This is a genomic window from Oligoflexus tunisiensis, from assembly GCF_001748245.1.
GTDB lineage: Bacteria > Bdellovibrionota_B > Oligoflexia > Oligoflexales > Oligoflexaceae > Oligoflexus > Oligoflexus tunisiensis.
The window spans coordinates 2,089,416-2,105,924 of record NZ_BDFO01000001.1; the positions used below are offsets into that span (position 1 = coordinate 2,089,416).

18 protein-coding genes are annotated in these 16,509 nt (G+C 54.2%); 13 read left to right on the top strand and 5 right to left on the bottom strand.

Features of this window, described 5'->3' with window-relative positions; genetic code table 11:
• The first annotated feature begins 7 nt into the window (after window positions 1–7).
• The 9 genes from OLTU_RS09090 to OLTU_RS09125 all read left to right on the top strand — a co-directional run bounded on the left by OLTU_RS09090 (window position 8) and on the right by OLTU_RS09125 (window position 7,895).
• Window positions 8–529 carry a phage major tail tube protein gene (locus tag OLTU_RS09090; RefSeq protein WP_141732442.1) on the top strand — a complete coding sequence of 174 codons (522 nt, stop codon included), beginning with the start codon at window positions 8–10 and terminating at the stop codon, window positions 527–529.
• A 36-nt stretch (window positions 530–565) separates the two neighbouring features.
• Window positions 566–961 carry a hypothetical protein gene (locus OLTU_RS09095; RefSeq protein ID WP_141732443.1) on the top strand — a complete coding sequence of 132 codons (396 nt, stop codon included), beginning with the start codon at window positions 566–568 and terminating at the stop codon, window positions 959–961.
• Window positions 962–963: 2 nt separating this feature from the next.
• On the top strand, window positions 964–1,179 hold the full coding sequence (locus OLTU_RS31840; protein ID WP_218109938.1) for a hypothetical protein: 216 nt from the start codon (window positions 964–966) through the stop codon (window positions 1,177–1,179).
• A 37-nt stretch (window positions 1,180–1,216) separates the two neighbouring features.
• Window positions 1,217–4,684: a phage tail tape measure protein gene (locus OLTU_RS09100; protein WP_176736462.1), complete on the top strand. Its 3,468-nt coding sequence runs from the start codon at window positions 1,217–1,219 to the stop codon at window positions 4,682–4,684.
• A complete protein-coding gene (locus tag OLTU_RS09105) occupies window positions 4,684–5,124 on the top strand; it encodes a phage tail protein (protein ID WP_141732445.1) in 441 nt (146 codons plus the stop codon). Before OLTU_RS09100 ends, OLTU_RS09105 begins: the two co-directional genes overlap by 1 nt.
• A complete protein-coding gene (locus OLTU_RS09110) occupies window positions 5,117–5,344 on the top strand; it encodes a tail protein X (RefSeq protein ID WP_141732446.1) in 228 nt (75 codons plus the stop codon). Before OLTU_RS09105 ends, OLTU_RS09110 begins: the two co-directional genes overlap by 8 nt.
• Window positions 5,345–5,451: 107 nt before the next feature.
• Window positions 5,452–6,318 carry a phage late control D family protein gene (locus tag OLTU_RS09115; RefSeq protein ID WP_176736463.1) on the top strand — a complete coding sequence of 289 codons (867 nt, stop codon included), beginning with the start codon at window positions 5,452–5,454 and terminating at the stop codon, window positions 6,316–6,318.
• Window positions 6,319–6,388: 70 nt separating this feature from the next.
• Window positions 6,389–6,613 carry a helix-turn-helix domain-containing protein gene (locus OLTU_RS09120; protein ID WP_141732448.1) on the top strand — a complete coding sequence of 75 codons (225 nt, stop codon included), beginning with the start codon at window positions 6,389–6,391 and terminating at the stop codon, window positions 6,611–6,613.
• Between the two features lie 10 nt (window positions 6,614–6,623).
• On the top strand, window positions 6,624–7,895 hold the full coding sequence (locus OLTU_RS09125; RefSeq protein ID WP_176736464.1) for a tyrosine-type recombinase/integrase: 1,272 nt from the start codon (window positions 6,624–6,626) through the stop codon (window positions 7,893–7,895).
• A 157-nt stretch (window positions 7,896–8,052) separates the two neighbouring features.
• On the opposite strand, the gene groL is transcribed toward OLTU_RS09125, so the two are convergent.
• The 4 genes from groL to OLTU_RS09145 form a co-directional block, all read right to left on the bottom strand.
• Complete coding sequence (gene groL / locus OLTU_RS09130) at window positions 8,053–9,708, bottom strand: chaperonin GroEL (protein ID WP_141732450.1); 1,656 nt, start codon at window positions 9,706–9,708, stop codon at window positions 8,053–8,055.
• Window positions 9,709–9,750: 42 nt separating this feature from the next.
• Window positions 9,751–10,038 (bottom strand): co-chaperone GroES, encoded by a 288-nt coding sequence (groES, locus tag OLTU_RS09135; protein WP_141732451.1) that lies wholly within the window; start codon window positions 10,036–10,038, stop codon window positions 9,751–9,753.
• A 208-nt stretch (window positions 10,039–10,246) separates the two neighbouring features.
• Window positions 10,247–11,035, bottom strand: coding sequence for a tetratricopeptide repeat protein (locus OLTU_RS09140; protein WP_141732452.1), 789 nt, complete (start codon window positions 11,033–11,035; stop codon window positions 10,247–10,249).
• A 59-nt stretch (window positions 11,036–11,094) separates the two neighbouring features.
• A complete protein-coding gene (locus OLTU_RS09145) occupies window positions 11,095–11,613 on the bottom strand; it encodes a hypothetical protein (protein ID WP_141732453.1) in 519 nt (172 codons plus the stop codon).
• Between the two features lie 179 nt (window positions 11,614–11,792).
• Here OLTU_RS09145 and OLTU_RS09150 point away from each other — a divergent pair, with 179 nt between their 5' ends.
• Window positions 11,793–13,553 carry an AMP-dependent synthetase/ligase gene (locus OLTU_RS09150; RefSeq protein ID WP_141732454.1) on the top strand — a complete coding sequence of 587 codons (1,761 nt, stop codon included), beginning with the start codon at window positions 11,793–11,795 and terminating at the stop codon, window positions 13,551–13,553.
• Window position 13,554: 1 nt separating this feature from the next.
• Here OLTU_RS09150 and OLTU_RS09155 read toward each other — a convergent pair whose 3' ends face one another.
• On the bottom strand, window positions 13,555–14,208 hold the full coding sequence (locus OLTU_RS09155; protein ID WP_141732455.1) for a hypothetical protein: 654 nt from the start codon (window positions 14,206–14,208) through the stop codon (window positions 13,555–13,557).
• 239 nt (window positions 14,209–14,447) lie between these two features.
• On the opposite strand from OLTU_RS09155, the gene OLTU_RS09160 reads away from it, so the two are divergent.
• From OLTU_RS09160 to OLTU_RS09170, 3 genes are read left to right on the top strand one after another with little or no spacing between them, the layout of a single operon-like run.
• Complete coding sequence (locus OLTU_RS09160) at window positions 14,448–15,161, top strand: RluA family pseudouridine synthase (RefSeq protein WP_141732456.1); 714 nt, start codon at window positions 14,448–14,450, stop codon at window positions 15,159–15,161.
• A complete protein-coding gene (locus OLTU_RS09165; protein ID WP_141732457.1) occupies window positions 15,151–16,176 on the top strand; it encodes a TRM11 family SAM-dependent methyltransferase in 1,026 nt (341 codons plus the stop codon). The genes OLTU_RS09160 and OLTU_RS09165 overlap by 11 nt, the downstream gene beginning before the upstream one ends.
• A complete protein-coding gene (locus tag OLTU_RS09170) occupies window positions 16,151–16,495 on the top strand; it encodes a nucleotide pyrophosphohydrolase (RefSeq protein ID WP_141732458.1) in 345 nt (114 codons plus the stop codon). Before OLTU_RS09165 ends, OLTU_RS09170 begins: the two co-directional genes overlap by 26 nt.
• Window positions 16,496–16,509 lie beyond the last annotated feature (14 nt).

Consider the following 16,509-nt stretch of genomic DNA (forward strand, 5'->3'; position numbering starts at 1 on the left):
GGCGTGAATGTCAGTTAAATTTCCCCTGTACCTCAAAAACTTCAACCTGATCCTGGGGCCGACCGACTACGCGGGCGTTGTGGAGGAGGTCACCTTTCCGAAAATTGCCTACAAGACCGAGGAGGTTTTGAACGCCGGCATGGCGATGCCGATCAAGATGCCGACCGTGCTTGAAGCCATGGACGTGACGTTCAAGATGTCCGAGCAAACCTTCGAAGGTTATGTTCTGGCCGGTGCTCCGACCGCAGGGCTGGTTGATGCCGTGGTTCACGGGCACATGCAGAATGCACTCGGCGCGACATCGGAGCTGATCTATGCGATGCGCGGGACCATTCTCAAGATTGACCCGGGATCGGCAAAAAATGGTGATCTCAAGGCGGGCGTGCAGACGCTGGAGATGAATCTCATGTCGCTCCTTGTCGCGCGCGACAATATCCCCATCTTCGCCGTCGATGCACAAAATGGTGTTGTGAAGCACGGGCCTCTCGATCACTTCGAGTCGGCAAGAAAGAACCTGAAGCTTGGTTAATGGCATAGCCATGATTTTAAGATGGGAGAAATCCAAGTGATCCATAAGCTTATTCACCCCTTTGAGCACAAGGGAGAAACAATTGCCGCCATCAGCCTTCCCGATACCGCAAGGCTCAGGCATCAGGTGGCATCGCTTCGTGTGGCCAGGGATGCCGCAGAGAAAAGTGCGGGCCTTAAAATGGACCTTTCCCTCTCTGATGATGCTCTTTTAAGTCCGGATCTTGTCCGAATGCTGGAGATCAATCTTGAAAGCGATCGGGCCATGATTGAAGCGTTCTGCGAGGATCTTCCGGCTGATGCGCTCGATGAACTTTCGATAGAGGATATGGAAGTGATCAACGCCCATGTCAGGCGGCTCATGCACCGCGAAGCCAAAGCGGGCGAGGCGGAGCCTGGAAAAAAGCCGACCCGGCCCGCTCGCTCCGCATGATCATGCGGGCTGTGTCCGTCATGCGCGAGCGCTATGGTTTTACGGCCTTTGAGTGCCTGGATATGACCATGGGCGAATTTGAGGAATGGCTGGGGGCGCTGGATGATTCGAATGAGGGTCCGGGTGATGGAGAGGTGGCGGTAAATGTCGAGACAGGTCAGTGTATTGATCCGCGCAGCATTAGACAGCGCGTTCAAAAGCACTTTTCAAACGGCTGATGAAAGGCTCCGCGGGGTAAACAGTGCGCTGAGGGAAATGAAGCGCACCGCGTCTGAGATGCGGGGGCTCCAGCGGACAAGGGATGACATCGCCGGGCTGACCGGGAAACTCGAGGCCCAGAAAAAGGCCCTTTCCGATGTTCGGGGGAAGCTTGAGCAGCAGAAGGCCGCCTATGCCGCGCTTGATCAGAGGATGGAATCAGCCCGCGAAAAAGTTAAACAGGCAACCGAGGCCCATGCACGGCACCGCGAGGAACTCGGCAGGGAGCGTGCCGCGATTGAAGCCTCGCGGCGTCCCACAGAGGAGCAGATCGCAAGGCTTGAAAGGCTCAGAAATGGCCTGAAGGAGGCCAGGGATGCGAAGGCTGCGGCCGATCGCATGCTTCGTGGCGCCGAGGGAGCGCTTGAAGGCAAACGGCAGTTTCTGGCCGTCACGCATTCGAGAATTGGAACCCTTGAAGCGACCCGTAGCGCTGCCATCAAAGGGGGCGCTCCCGAGGCAGAGATCCAGCGGATCACCGCGGCTCTGGAGAAGGAAAAGCTCAAGGCCCGGGAACTTTCCGATGCTATGCACATTTATGAAGCTGAAGCCCGGAGAGCCGCAGCCGCTGCAGCGGAAGCTGCCGCCCGTCTTGATGAAATGAACCGCCAGCTTTCTGAGCAGAAAAAGCTCATGTCAGGCATGCCAACTGAAGAGGAGACTGCCAAACTCGAAGCCCTTGAAAGGCAGGTCCATGACTCCGGAAGGGCCATGGCCGAGGCCAAAAAGGAGGAAAAGGAGGCCACCGACGCGCATCGCGCACATGCCAAAGCCGCCTCTCAGGCGGGTGAAAGCCTAGAGCAGCTTGAAAAAAAGGAGCGCGACCATGCGGCCTCCGTGGCAGGGACTGAGCATCATATTGAAAGGGCAAGGGAGGCATCCAATCGCTACTCATCCTCCCTTCAAAAGCAGGGGCTGAGTGTCGAGGATCTGACCGATGCCCAAAGAAGGCATAATCAGGCCATCGAGCGTCAGCAGTATCTTGCGCGCCGGCAGGAGGAGCTGAACCGTCTTCGGGATCGCGCCCGGGATCTAAGGTCACAGGCCATGAGCCATCTTTATTTCACACTTGGCAGCGGCTATCTCTTTACGGCTCCGCTCAGGCATGCCCTGGAATTCGAAAAGGCCATGGTCAGGGTCAAGGCCATGTCGGGTGCCAACTCCGAGGAGTACAGGCGTCTCAAGGATGAAGCCAGAAGACTTGGCTCTGAGACGATCTTCACAGCAAAGGAGGTGGCTGAAGCCTATAACGAGTTGGCCACTGCTGGGTATCGAACCAATGACATGATCGCGATCATGCCTAGCATGCTGGCCCTTTCTGAAAGCTCGATGACATCCCTCGCCCGCACGGCCGAGATTACGAGCGAGGTTCTGCAGGGATTCAGGATCGATGTTTCGGAAATGGCCCGGGTCGGCGATGCCCTGACGGCCGCCTATTCCTCCTCCGCTTCCAGCCTTGAATCCCTCGGGGAAATGCTGAAATACGCGGCGGCTCCGGCCGTCGATGTCGGCTCATCCCTTGAGCAGACCCTCGCCGCATCATCGATTCTTCATAACACCGGCATCAAGGGCTCCATGGCCGGAACGAGCATGCGCGCCATATTCCTTCGCATGGCCAAGCCGCCCAAGGAGCTGAAGAGGATTCTTGATGCCATGGATATCAGCACCGTGGATAAGGACAATAACGTTCGGAACTGGATGGATGTTCTTTCGGATATCAATCTCAGGCTCAAGGGAGCCGGGAGCGCAAAACGCGCGGCCGTATCGAAGGCCCTGGGCGGCGAGGAGCATGCGCCGGCCGCTTCCAATCTTCTGGCTGCCGTGGACAGCGGCGCGCTCCGCTTCATGGAAAGGACCTTGAAACTCGCCGGCCCATTCAACCTTATGGCTAAACGGCTCCTCTCCATGCCGGATCAGGATCTGAAAAAGGCTTCTGACAGCCTTGGAGTGAAGCTGAACAAGGCCATGAGTGGCGGCGGTATGGCCCTGGCTTTTGCGGAGTCCCTCAAAGGGCTCAAGGGCGAGGTATTTGAGCGGCAGATGGGGCGAATATTCAGTGAGTTGAATCTGACACCAACGTTGGAGGATATCAGGCCCGATGAATTTGTCGGTACCGGAAAAAAGGTCGATGACGCTTTAAAAAGCCTTCAAATCAGCCGCACCAAGCCTCTCGGGGGAACAAAGACTAGCGAGGAGCTGACATCTGAAATCAAAACGCGGATTCAGATGCTGCCCATGTCCGAGCAGCTGAGATTCATTGAAATTTTCTTCTTGCGCACGCGAAGCGGGGTGAGGGAATTATTCATGGAGTTTCAAAAAGGCGGAAAGAATGCGGATCAGCTGATCAAGGCGCTTGACGAAATTCTCAACATGGAAAAGGCCAAAAAGGGTCTCAGTGAATCGACCATCAATGATCTCAAGAAGGTGGAAAGCGCCTGGGATGACATTAAAATCTCTCTTGGAAATTCCCTGATCCCTTTGCTGAAGGACCTTCTGGTCACGATTCAGCCCATCATCGATGGACTTGGCAAATGGCTCAGGGAGAATCAGACCATGGCCAAAAACATCATGCTTGGTGTCGGATCCCTCTTCGCATTCAGCGCGGCCATGGCTGCCGCGAAGTTTGCGCTTTCAGGCTTCGTTGACCTTTGGCGCGTGGGGAAATGGGGCGCTGGACTTTTCGGGCCCGGCACCCGTGGTCGCAGAGGTTTTGGATGGCTTCGAACCGGAGCCGGTATTGGAAAAAATTTTCTTGTGGAAGGGCTCGTCAAATCAGGTTCCCTTGCCCGCTCCTCGCTCGGCGTGATCATGAACGCCGCCCGCGCGGCCGGTGCTGCCCTTCTTGCGATGGGGCCAGCGGGCTGGGCTGTGGCAGCGGCCGTTGCAGCTGTCGCGGCAGCCGGGATTTATCTCTGGCGGAACTGGGATGAGATCGGACCAAAGCTGAAGAAAACCTGGGCTGATTTGAAAGCATGGTTTCAGAATCTTTGGACATCGATCGCCAATACCGCAGGCGCCGCCTGGGGCTGGATCGGGGAAAAGCTCAGCATGGATCCAGTGGCCTGGGTGAAGGAAAAGTGGGAACGTTTCCTTGATTTTTTCAAAGGGATTTACGCGCGAATCAGGCCCTATATCTCAGGGATCTTTCCGTGGATGGAGAATGTCGGATCCGATATCAAAGGCTTTCTCTCAGATGCCGCCACTGCCGGGAAAAGCACCCTTCAAGGCATGTTTGATTACTCAGGATTTAAATATGAGGCGCCGCCGTCCCACGCAATTGAGAAGGCGGCCGGAGCCGCTGCACCCATCACCCAACGCAATGTGATCACGGTCAACGCCACGATTCATGTGGAGGCCGGTCCGGCAGCACCGGCCCAGGTTGCGAGCAGGATCAAGGGCGAGATTCAGTCGGCATTCCGAAACGTACCGAGCTTTTCATTTCTCGATCCGGTTGTGGTGAGCTGATGGCATTTGATCCCATTCCGCTCTTTAAAAAAGAGGTCTTTGCACGTCTCGGGGATTTCAGTTTCGAGCTTCTGACGCTTTCCCCGGAGAAGGTTGAGCGCGAAACGGGCTACAGGTGGGTGAAGCAGGAGCCCATCGGTGCTCTTCCTATTTACCAGTACATCGGTGTCATCGGAAAAGCCGCGGGACCGTCCGAGGACAAACTGACTGTTGCCGGTGTCCTTCATCCGGAATTTTCCGGGCGGATCGATCACCTGAAAAGGCTCCGGGACATGGCAGCCATTGGAAAACCGCAGCGGCTCATCTATGCCGACACGGAGATTGGTCAGAACCTTGGACTTTGGATCATTCAGAAGATCAAGGAAACGCGCTCCATCTTTTATGGTGACGGTATTCCACGCCGAGTTGAATTCAGCATGGAGCTTGAGTTTTATGGCTGAATGGCAGCTCAAGGACGGCGATGAACTCGACCTCATCTGCTGGAAATACTATGGGGATCTTCCCGGGGCGCTGGAAGCGGTGCTGAGAGCCAATTGGGAGAAGCTTCATCTATTCGATGACCTTGGAGAGGCAAAGTCCCTCCCAACAGCGGCATTCATAACCCTTCCCGATTTAAAACGTCCAACCGCAGTCACAAATTCCATAAGGATTTTTGAATGATTCCAAACTTCCGTATCGAAACCAATGGCAGGGATTTGACCGAGGCAGTCCGCTCGCGGCTTTTAAAATTGACGGTGAAGGATGAGGCCTCCTGGAAATCTGATGCGATGACCCTGGAACTGATCGACGATGGCATTGAGTGGCCAAAGGCTGGCCAAGAGTTTTCCGTGGCCCTTGGCTATGACAACGTCCTGACCAGTGTCGGGCGCTTTGCCACAAAGCATGTCGGTGTTGCCATGGATGGAAAGCGGATCGTCAAGATTGAGGCCGCAGCAATGGAGCAGAGCTCGTCGCTTAAAAGCCAGCGGGAGCAGTCCTGGGACGGGACCACGCTTGGCGCCATAGCAGAGGAGATTGTACGCCGCAACCAGCTCAAGCCGGCGATTTTCGATGAGCTGAAATCCATTGCGATCGAACACGAGGACCAGACTGAGTCCGATCTGGCTTTCCTTTGCCGTCTTGGGCGGCGTCATGATCTGACGGTCAAAGTCAGCGGTCGCTATCTGATGCTGACTCCTGCCGACAAAAGCGGGGCAAACCCGGATGGCACCATTCCAGTCATTCGCATCGAAAAGCCGATCCGCTTTGAATATTCAGGCGATCAAACCCAGCGCTACACCGGAGTCCGAGCCTACTGGTACGACAATGAAGCTGGCGAAAAGCGCTATGTCATGTATGGCAAGGACGGCGTGGTTCTAGAGCTAGAATACAACAAGATCACGGAAGTGGGCGCGCGCAAAGCGGCTGAGGCAAAGTTCCGTGAGGTCGTGCGCAAAGGGAAAACCCTCACACTTACAGTTCCTGGCAATGTGCAATTGGCTGCGGAACGAAAAATTGATGTACGCGGCCTGGGACCTGGGATCGATAGCGAGTGGGTTATTAAGAGCGTCGAGCATTCGATCGACGGCGCCGGTTTTCAGAGCAATCTTGAATGCTCAATAGATGGATCCAGAGATGAGTTATCGAAATTGTAAATATGCACAAAGTATAAATTTTTCTTGAGTAGCAAGATATCAAATTTGTAAACTTGGTGAAGGTTGGATAATGGAATCTGGTAAGAAATTTGGTAGAAGAAACACTGTGCTCTTTGAAAATCAAATAGATAATATTTCTTCTCGCTACGTATGCTCTGACGAGCTTGCTAAGATTCTTGGCGTTTCTGTGCATGCAATTAGGAAGTGGCGTAGCCAAGGGAAGATTGTACCAAAAAAATTTGGACGCTCGGTGAGATATGTCGTCGCAGAAGTTGTTGCGACGCTTATCAAATGAAGGAATCATCATGCGAAGCCGAGACGGTAAAGGATCATTTCTAAAGAACCCGAGTGGCACATATAAAGTTCGATTCACTGACGAGCAGAATATTCGACGAAGCATCAATATCAAAACGGTAACGGAGCGAGACTTTTTGCTTCGCTGTATTCGCAGGCAGGAAGAACTTGATCAGTGGTTCCCTGGAGAAGCGTCTGCTCAAACATCAGCGGTAAGTAATTTCAAGGATCTCTCAGAGAAGTTTCTGGATCATCGTGCATCTGTGCGTGAGGTGGCTGAGTCGACCTTGAAAAACTATAGGGCTCAACTCAATCACCATATTCTTCCACTCATGGGAACAATAAAAGTAAACGATCTGAGTATTCGAGATATTGAGGCGCTCGCCAAGAAGTTAAAGCAGACGAAGCCAAAAACCCGACCATATTTAAGCATAAGAAAAGGACTTTTTGACGAAGGTGAGTTCTTGAGCAGCGCCTATCGGCGAGAGATTCTTACTTTAGCATGTACGATCTCAAAGTTTGGATTTTTGAGAGACTACATGAAGGACAATCCTTTTAAGGCTTTCGAGCTGCCTGAGTGCTGCGATCAGCCATATGATTACTGGCGGCCTGATGAAGAAGATAAGTTTCTCGATTGGCTTGAAAATGGGGGTTCTTATCAAAAGCCACATAGAAACAAATTAATGGTCGATTACATTCGAGAATGGCAGGTATGGAATCACAAGAAAGTTTTTGAAGTGGTCCTGTTTGCTCTCCGGACTGGAATGCGAAAAGGGGAAATTACATCGCTTTCTATGGATCATGTGAGCTTTTCTGAGAGGTTGATAACAGTTCAGTCAACGTGGAGTTTTAAAGGCAAAAAGCTGAATAACCAAACAAAGAATGGCGGATTCAGGCGCATTGAGATGAACGATGATGTGTATGAGATTCTGCTTCAGTACAAAGACAATCCAGGTGACTTCCGACCGTTCTATTCCATCATGCGCAGCCACACAATCAAAAACTTTTCCAAGTTAACTAAACTGGCTGGGGTACGTGAGATTCATTTCCATGCATTGAGGCATACCTTTCTCACCAATCTGGCTAACGGAATTGGAATGGATGAACCGGTTGACATCATGAAGGTCAAAGAACTGGCAGGGCATTCGGACATTAAGACAACCATGATCTATGTGCACAGTATAGGTGTCAAAAACACAAGCTCTCTGCAGTGGTCTCGAAAGGAAAGAAAAGCCAATTTAGAAAAAGTAATTCCTATAAAAAGAAAGGAGGCCAAGAGATGAACTCCAGCCTCCAATCTGCTTTTCAACCCCAACACTGTTCGCTGAAAAATGTTGGAGTTTTGAATTGTCATCGAAACCAGAATTCCCAACTTGGTCCGAAATTCTGGTCCGATTAGGTGTCTAAGGTCAGTAACTAAGCGAGATATAAGGCAAAACCTTACATCATCCCGCCCATGCCGCCCATACCACCCATTCCGCCCATGCCACCCATAGCAGGAGCAGCCGCTGCGCCAGCCTCTTGAGGCTTGTCAGCGATCATGGCTTCGGTGGTCAGGAGAAGACCAGCAACCGAAGCGGCGTTGGTCAAAGCGGTTTTGGTCACCTTGGTTGGGTCGATGACGCCGGCTTTGTAGAGGTCTTCGTAGACTTCGGTCAAAGCGTTGAAGCCTTCGCCGCCTTTCATGCCCTTGATCTTGTCAACCACAACAGCGGGCTCGAGGCCGGCGTTGAGGGCGATTTGACGAAGAGGCTCTTCGATGGAGCGGCGGACGATGGCGACGCCGAATTTCTGCTCGCCTTCGACTTTCACGGTATCAAGAGCGGCCTGGCAACGGATCAGAGCGGTACCGCCGCCTGGGACGATGCCGTCTTCAACCGCAGCGCGGGTGGAGTTCAAAGCATCTTCCACGCGGGCTTTCTTTTCTTTCATTTCCACTTCAGTGGCCGCACCGACTTTGATCACGGCAACGCCGCCGACCAGCTTGGCCAGACGCTCTTGCAGTTTTTCCTTGTCGTAGTCGGAGGTGGTGTTTTCGATCTCAGCGCGGATCTGACCAACGCGAGCGTCGATGTCAGCTTTCGCACCCTGGCCGTCAACGATCGTGCTGTTGTCCTTGGTGATGGACACGCGCTTGGCCTGGCCGAGCTGCTGAATGGAAGTGTTTTCCAGTTTCAGGCCGACGTCTTCAGAAACCACAGTACCGCCAGTCAGGATCGCGATGTCCTGCAGCATGGCCTTGCGGCGATCGCCGAAGCCTGGTGCTTTCACAGCAGCGATTTTCAGAGTGCCGCGCAGACGGTTGACAACCAGAGTTGCCAAAGCCTCACCGTCGACATCTTCAGCGATGATCACGAGAGGACGACCGGATTGAGCGACCTGCTCCAGGACCGGGAGCAGCTCTTTCATGTTGCTGATCTTCTTTTCGCTCAGAAGGATGAAAGCGTTTTCATAAACGCATTCCATGCGCTCGGCATCGGTCACGAAATAAGGTGACAGGTAACCGCGGTCGAACTGCATCCCTTCGGTGAATTCGAGAGTGGTTTCCATACCCTTGGCTTCGTCAACGGTGATGACACCGTCACGGCCGACTTTGTCCATGGCTTCTGCCAGGATGTTGCCGATATCGCGGTCGTTGTTGGCGGAGATGGCGCCGACTTGAGCGACTTCTTCACGAGTCTGAGTCGGACGGGAGAGTTTATCGAGGGCTTCAACGATGGCTTTGACAGCCAGGTCGATACCTTTTTTCAGTTCCATTGGGTTGTGGCCAGCAGCCACGAGTTTCACGCCTTCGCGGAAGATCGCTTGAGCCAAGACAGTGGCCGTGGTGGTGCCGTCACCGGCGTTGTCCGAAGTGCGGGAAGCAACTTCCTTCACCATCTGAGCGCCCATGTTTTCAAACTTGTCTTCCAGTTCGATTTCCTTGGCAACGGAAACACCGTCTTTGGTGATGTTAGGAGCGCCGAACGAACGGTCGATCACCACGTTGCGGCCTTTGGGGCCGAGAGTAACTTTCACGGCATTCGCCAGGGTGTCGACACCAACGAGAATCTTGCGGCGGGATTCTTCACCAAAATTAATCGTCTTAGCTGTCATGATTTCCTCATATTTGAATGATGGAATTAAAAATGAATGCTCTTAAACAAGGACGCCCATAATGTCGTCTTCGCGCAAAATCAGGTGCTCGACGCCATTCACCTTCACTTCAGAACCGGAGTATTTGCTGATCAGAACGCGATCGCCAACTTTCCACTCAGGCTTCACGACTTCGCCATTTTCCAGACGACGGCCATTGCCAACCGCGATCACTTCCGCTTCCAGGGGCTTTTCTTTGGCGTTATCAGGGATGATAATGCCGCTGGCAGTCTTTTCCTCAGCTTCAACACGCTTCACGAGGACTCGATCCTGCAATGGTCTGATTTTCATAAAAAATTCGCCTCCAACTCTCGTAATAACACTCGACATTTTGACAGGTTCAAATAAGGCCCCAGCTTCGTTCAGCGACGAAGACATGAGCGGCCCATGGGCTCAGATCAGCCACTTTTTCGAATGAAAAATAAGTATCCTTTTTCAGGTGTCAAGGGAAGGGCTAAAAAAAAACGTGGCGCGGCGGGATTACGTGGGTTACGCGCACTTAGAAGCGTCGCATCGAACGCCCTTCAACGAGTATGGAATCGAAGTTCTCGTAGCGGATATCCTGGAAGTAGTCGCGGATCTCCTGGATCAGGTGCCTACGGGCGCGTACGGCGGAAGTCGCCTCGGCGAAGTCGATACTCATCGGTGGGGCATTTTTCTCTCGTGGCACGATGACAAGTTTCAGCTCACCGGCTTCCGGCTCGCCAGAATGGGCGAGGCATATCTGTTGGATGTCTGGCCAGGCATAACGGAAAGTCTTGAAGCGCGTGCTGACTTCGATGGCGGCGCTCGTGACATTGATCGAACGAATGGTGCGAACGTAGAGGTAAATGATCGCCAGCCAGGGACTGACCACCATCAGCGCAAAAGCCCCGAGCAGCAGTATGGGTGATTGCACGATCATTTGCCCGTTCATGCGCGTGAGCAGGAGAAAACTCACACAGCCGACGAGACCAATAAAGGACACCGAAACCAAAGTCCGTGGATAGGCCAGAAAGCGGCGGCCACCACCCGGAAGGGGATCGGTGAAGTAATAATGCTCACGGTCCTCGAGCTGGGCCTTCTGAAAGTAGCGGATCGCGTCCTCGTCCTCATTATCGATTTCGATGATGCGGCGCCAGAGGGTCTCCTCGTCGTCGAAACGCCCCACGTGCTCAAAAAGGGCGGCTTTCAATTTCAAGGCTTCCAGGTTTTTAGGACCCAGTTCCAGGAGATCCTCGATGGCCTGATGGGCTTCATCCAGGCGACCCTGTTCAACAATTTTACGAATTTGATTGACGTGCTTCATAAGGTGCCTATCGGCACCTGGGGGCAATCCTTAAGCGACGCGGCCTGCGCTCAAGTTTTTTAGCGCTTGTTCATAAGGGGCGAATAAAACGGCTTGAATCCGTTTTTGCAAAGCTTCGGAGCCAGGACGAAGGGGGCCTGACCGCAGTGCTGGGGGGTGCATTCATCCAAGGCATAGTATTCCAAGAGATTTTTGCCGCCTTCGGCCCAGGCCGCACAGTAATGCTGCACCTGGCCTTTGTCGTTTTCCATAAGGATCGCATCGCAGTAACAGGCCTCGGTCGCGGCCGGGGGGGTGGGGAGGCTGATGCCGGACATTTGAATTTTTTCACAAAGGCCGCTGAAAAGCTGGCCGCAGTCGGCCGGCTTACAGGTCGGGCGGCGCTCGCTGGCCCAGACCCGGGTGCCCTCGGATGGATTGCTGTTTTCGCCCCAGATCGCGCACAGGGGCTCAGCCTCGGCATTGATCGTCGGACCACAGAGACAAAAATCGTAGGGCTTTCCCGATTTCTGGCTGGAGGTGGCGCAGCTGATCAGCGCGAAGACGAGCAGAGCCGGGAAGAATTTCAAAAATTGCATGGTGTTCCTGTGCGAAAATTTGGCCAGCCCAAAGGCGAACGGACCCTAGTTTAGGGGCATTACTTATGATTGGGAAGCTTATCTTACACGATTTTGACAAAAGCCCTTGTCGGGGAGGACGCATGTGATAAGAAAGGCTGATCCGTCCACAGAATTCATACTTAAGCAGGGGACTCCCTATGTTCACAAAGATGACTTTGCCCGAGAAATTCTTTCAACAGGCGCAAACGCGTCTGGATCAGAAGGCATTTTATTATTGCCGCGTGCGCGACGGCAAATGGGTAAGCATGACGTGGAAACGTTACCGTGAAGAGGTTTCCCTGCTTGCAAGCTGGTTCCAGGCTCAGGGTGTGGAGAAAGGATCCAAGGTTGCGATCCTCTCCGCCAACCGTCCCGAATGGATCATTGCTGACCTTGCCATACTTTCGATCGGAGCCATTTCCGTGCCGGTTTACGCCACCTCCTCGCAGGCGGACGTGACCTACATTTTGGAACACTCGGGCGCTGACATGCTGGTCGTTGATCACGTCGATCGCATCCCTTATTTGCAAAAGACCCAATTGAACGGCATCGTCAGCTTTGAGAAGGTCGCTAAAAAGCTGGCGGAACAATTCGTGACGAAAATCCACGCCCTGCCCACGATCCTGCACGAAACGAAGCAAACCCTCGATGAACCCGTGGCGCTGAGCAACGACGATATCGCGACCATCATCTACACCTCGGGAACGACGGGCAAACCCAAGGGTGTGATTCACTCGCATGGCAATATCGCCGAAGGGATGGCGGCCACCTATGATACCGTGGAACCGCCTGAAGGCACGGTGGATAGGTTTTTTTCCTTCCTTCCGCTGAGTCACGTCGCCGAACGACAGTTGGTGGAAATCGGTTCCATCATGACCGGTTCCGAGGTGGCGTTTGCCCGCTCGATTGATACTCTGGGTGAAGATCTGCTGCGCTGCCGCCCGACCGTACTCCTCTGTGTACCGCGTCTTTGGGAAAAGATTTATGAAAAGATTCAAGCTGGCCTGCTGACAGCGAGTCCGATCAAGCGCACGGTCTTTGCTCTGGCTCGAACGCTGGGTGAGCAAAGAATCGAGGAGGATCGCATCAAACGCGCCAAGGATCAGAGTATCGGCGGCATTCTTTCGGACGTCCTGGTCGGCAAAAAACTGCGGGCGCGCCTCGGTCTCGATCGCTGCCGGATGCTGGTCACTGGTGCGGCTCCAACGCGGCCTGAAGTCATGCGTTTCTTCGCGGCATTTGGCATGATGATTCGGGAAGTGTATGGTCTGACGGAAAACCTCTGCCTCGGCGTTTTGAATGATGCGCATGAATCGGTGATCGGCAGCTGCGGCAAGCCCTTCCCGGGCTGTGAAATTCGTATTGCCGAGGACGGTGAAATTCAATTCCGGGCCCCTTACATGTTCAAAGGCTATTATAAAAATCCGGAGGCCACGCACGAGGTGCTGTCGGACGACGGCTGGTTTGCGACGGGTGATCTTGGGACCCTCGATACCGACGGACGCCTGCGGATCGTGGGTCGTAAAAAGGAGCTCCTGAAAACCTCGGGTGGCAAGTACGTGGCACCGGTGCCCATCGAGGACAGCCTGAAATCGCACCCCATGGTCAAGGACGCCATGATCATTGGCGACGACAAGAAATACTGCGTGGCCCTGGTCTCTCTGGAAAGCGAGAATGCGAAGTCCCTGGGTGAGGATGCGCGCAAGGAGGAGCTGAAAAAGCTTCTCAAGCGTGTGAACGAACCCCTGGCCAGTTACGAATCGATCAAGCGCGTGGGCGTGATGAAGGAATCCTTCACCGTGGAGAATGGAGCGCTGACACCAACCTTGAAGGTAAAACGCAACGTCGTGGTGAAACAGAAGGAAGAGTTCATCGACCGTCTGTATCGCTCGGATGATGTGGTCGTGTACGAGATTTGAGCTATTTCGGGGCAGCCGCCGAGGCATCTGCGGCTGTTTTTGTTGCGACCGGCTTCTTTTCCGCATATTTGAACACCACGGCTACGCGCACCAGCGTTCCCGAGTCATCTTCAATCTTCAGCTCACGGTTTTCCGCTCGCGGCCCATGAGGCAGAGTTTCCGGAATAATGGGAAATGTCGCTTCCCCCACCAGCAGATCATCACCCCAGAAGCCGAATTTCTTGCTGCGTTCAAACATTTCCACGCGACAAATGATGGACACACCCTCTTCAGCAACCTTGAACTGCCGCATGGTTTCGGCCGCAATCTCGCGGATGAGGTCGCCTTTGAGCGCAAGGCTGAACAAGGGATTGGGTTTCTTGTCCGGCGTCCAGTTCTTCAGGCTTTTGATTTCAATTTGCGCAAATTCGCCGACCACGCGCTCGACCTTCAGGCGCTCGGCAAAGGGCTTTTTGACCTCCTCCTTGAGGATGGGGAGGGCATCGGCAGTCAGCCGGAAATAATAGCTGTTGAGGCCGCTGGGGTCCTGATTTCCCGCCCGCAGTGCCTTGACCGTCACGGTCAGATCCAGTTTATCGTAGTCAATGAAGGCGTCATTGTCCTTGGCCCAGGCGGAGCCGGACAGCAGCAGCAGAATGAGAAGCCAGGTGTGCATGATGAACCCTTTCGTCCTGGTCATTTTCGGCAGGCGGACGCCAGGTTTGAGTTTTGAATTCAACTTGCAGCTTGGAAATCTGACAAAGGGCAGGGGTTTATCCGCCGATTTTGAAGGCTCATCCGGGCCTGGAGCCGGTGCCCGTGGGCTCGCGCAACGCGCTGTTGACAGGGCAGAAGTCCTGTCCTAGTCTGCGTTGCTTGCAGGAACTTCATCCGCATAATCGACGTGACGGACCTATGGATTCATCCCTGACCATTCTCTTTCAAGATCATCATCTCGTGGCGGTGAGCAAACCAGCCCGTCTGCCCGTGGCTTCCGATCACAGTGGTGATGCCACGCTTCTCGAAAGCGTGCGGGCGTGGAACGCGGAGCGCCAGGAGGCTGGAAAAAAAGGCTACTGCGTGCCCATTCACTTTCTCGATCGGCCCGTATCCGGTCTGGTGCTCTTTGGTCTCAGCAGCAAGGCCGCCGCGCGTTTGAATGAAATGTTCCGCAAACGTCAGCTCAACAAGATCTATGTCGCCGTGGTCGAAGGCCAGCCGCGGGCATCGCGGGGACGCCTTGAGCATTATTTGGCCAAGGATAAAAGCAGCAACCTGACCCGCATCACCGGTCCCAAGGATCCGGAAGCCAAGCGCAGCGTGCTCGATTATGAGGTGATCGCCACCCAGGGGGAACGAAGCTGGATTCGTGTGAAGCCGGAAACCGGCCGCAGTCATCAGATTCGCGTGCAGCTCGCCTCGCTTGGGACGCCGATCGTCGGGGATGCCAAGTACGGCTCCTCCATGAATTGGGAAGGCCGCATCGCCCTGCATGCCTTCTGTCTGGACCTGAAACATCCCGTGGGCGGCAAGCCGCTCATTCTGGAAGCCCCGCTGCCCGCATACTGGAATGAGATCTGGCCCGAACCATGGCCCTTGCAGAAAATGAGACAAGAACATGAACAATAATCGTTTCAAACCGCAGCCCAAACCGTCCAAAGCCCCCAAAATGCAGACCACCACGCTCTGGGATTTTCCCTCGCAGCACTATGGTGAGGACATGCAAGGGGATGCGGACTATATCGGGGCCACGCCGTCCTATGTGATCTGGAACCTTCTCCACCGTTACACCAAACCCGGCGCGGTGGTGGTCGATCCCTTCTGCGGCAGCGGCACAACGCTGGACGTTTGCAAGGATCTGGACCGGCGCGGGATTGGTTTCGATATCGCCCCCTCACGACCCGACGTCCGCAAAGCGGATGCCCGCCATATCCCTTTGGAGGATGCCAGCGCGGATTTTGTGTTTATCGACCCACCGTATTCCACGCATGTGAAATACTCCGGTGACAAGCAGTGCATCGGGGAACTCGATGCGCGCGGCGGCGGATATTATGAAGCGATGGAGGAGGTGATCGCGGACATCCACCGCGTGCTGAAACCGGGTGCTTATTTTGCGCTCTATGTGTCCGATTCCCAAGCGAAAAACAAGCCCTTCTGTCCGATCGGCTTCGAACTCTTTCTGCGCATGAGCCGGCTCTTTGAGCCGGTCGACATCGTGTGCGTAACCCGGCACAACAAATCCCTGAAGCGCAATCACTGGCACACGTCAGCCATTGAAGGAAATTTCTTTCTGCGGGGCTTCAATTATCTTTTCATCGTCCGCAAGCGTCCCCTGGATACGGCGGAAACCCATAAGCATGAAGAGGCCGGGATGCTGTCGAAACTGTTTGAAGCGGCCGCAAAAGCCAGCCCGGGTGAGGTGGTGACTCCCGAGAAGTTTGGTCACCTTCTGGATGAGGAAAAGGAAAAGCTGCAGGAGCATCTCAGCAAAAAGCAGCAGAAAAAAATGAATCGCGCCCGTGCCCCGCAAAGACCTCAGACGGGTGCTCCACGCCTGCCTCAGGCGGCCCCCGGTCCGATCAAACCCAAAGCGCAGCCGGCGAAGAAGAAAGGTTTTCATGGACATCGCAAAACTGATCGCTGAAATACGGCAGTTCTCGGACGAAAGGGATTGGCGTCAGTTCCATGATCCCAAAAATCTGGCGGCCGCCGTGAGTGTGGAAGCCGCAGAGCTTTTGGAACTTTTCATGTGGCTCACGCCCGAGCAAAGCCGCCGTCTGGAGGGTGAGAAACTCCAGGCTGCGCGTGATGAAATCGGGGATGTCCTGATCTGTCTTTTGAATCTGGCGGATCAATTGGGCATCAATGCGGTGGAGGCTGCCCTGCAGAAAATGGACAAGAACCGCGCGAAATATCCCGTGGACAAGGCCAGGGGACTCGCTAAAAAATATGATGAGCTTTAGACGAGTGCGTGGCG

Excerpts from the sequence above, each read along its gene's own strand:
- OLTU_RS09105 (WP_141732445.1), top strand. The coding sequence starts at position 4,684 with ATGGCATTTGATCCCATTCCGCTCTTTAAAAAAGAGGTCTTTGCACGT.
- OLTU_RS09140 (WP_141732452.1), bottom strand. The coding sequence starts at position 11,035 with ATGAAGCACGTCAATCAAATTCGTAAAATTGTTGAACAGGGTCGCCTG.
- OLTU_RS09115 (WP_176736463.1), top strand. The coding sequence starts at position 5,452 with ATGACCCTGGAACTGATCGACGATGGCATTGAGTGGCCAAAGGCTGGC.
- OLTU_RS09110 (WP_141732446.1), top strand. The coding sequence starts at position 5,117 with ATGGCTGAATGGCAGCTCAAGGACGGCGATGAACTCGACCTCATCTGC.
- OLTU_RS09165 (WP_141732457.1), top strand. The coding sequence starts at position 15,151 with ATGAACAATAATCGTTTCAAACCGCAGCCCAAACCGTCCAAAGCCCCC.
- OLTU_RS09150 (WP_141732454.1), top strand. The coding sequence starts at position 11,793 with ATGTTCACAAAGATGACTTTGCCCGAGAAATTCTTTCAACAGGCGCAA.
- OLTU_RS31840 (WP_218109938.1), top strand. The coding sequence starts at position 964 with ATGCGGGCTGTGTCCGTCATGCGCGAGCGCTATGGTTTTACGGCCTTT.
- OLTU_RS09090 (WP_141732442.1), top strand. The coding sequence starts at position 8 with ATGTCAGTTAAATTTCCCCTGTACCTCAAAAACTTCAACCTGATCCTG.
- OLTU_RS09170 (WP_141732458.1), top strand. The coding sequence starts at position 16,151 with ATGGACATCGCAAAACTGATCGCTGAAATACGGCAGTTCTCGGACGAA.
- OLTU_RS09145 (WP_141732453.1), bottom strand. The coding sequence starts at position 11,613 with ATGCAATTTTTGAAATTCTTCCCGGCTCTGCTCGTCTTCGCGCTGATC.
- groES (WP_141732451.1), bottom strand. The coding sequence starts at position 10,038 with ATGAAAATCAGACCATTGCAGGATCGAGTCCTCGTGAAGCGTGTTGAA.
- OLTU_RS09160 (WP_141732456.1), top strand. The coding sequence starts at position 14,448 with ATGGATTCATCCCTGACCATTCTCTTTCAAGATCATCATCTCGTGGCG.
- OLTU_RS09100 (WP_176736462.1), top strand. The coding sequence starts at position 1,217 with ATGAAGCGCACCGCGTCTGAGATGCGGGGGCTCCAGCGGACAAGGGAT.
- OLTU_RS09120 (WP_141732448.1), top strand. The coding sequence starts at position 6,389 with ATGGAATCTGGTAAGAAATTTGGTAGAAGAAACACTGTGCTCTTTGAA.
- groL (WP_141732450.1), bottom strand. The coding sequence starts at position 9,708 with ATGACAGCTAAGACGATTAATTTTGGTGAAGAATCCCGCCGCAAGATT.
- OLTU_RS09155 (WP_141732455.1), bottom strand. The coding sequence starts at position 14,208 with ATGCACACCTGGCTTCTCATTCTGCTGCTGCTGTCCGGCTCCGCCTGG.
- OLTU_RS09125 (WP_176736464.1), top strand. The coding sequence starts at position 6,624 with ATGCGAAGCCGAGACGGTAAAGGATCATTTCTAAAGAACCCGAGTGGC.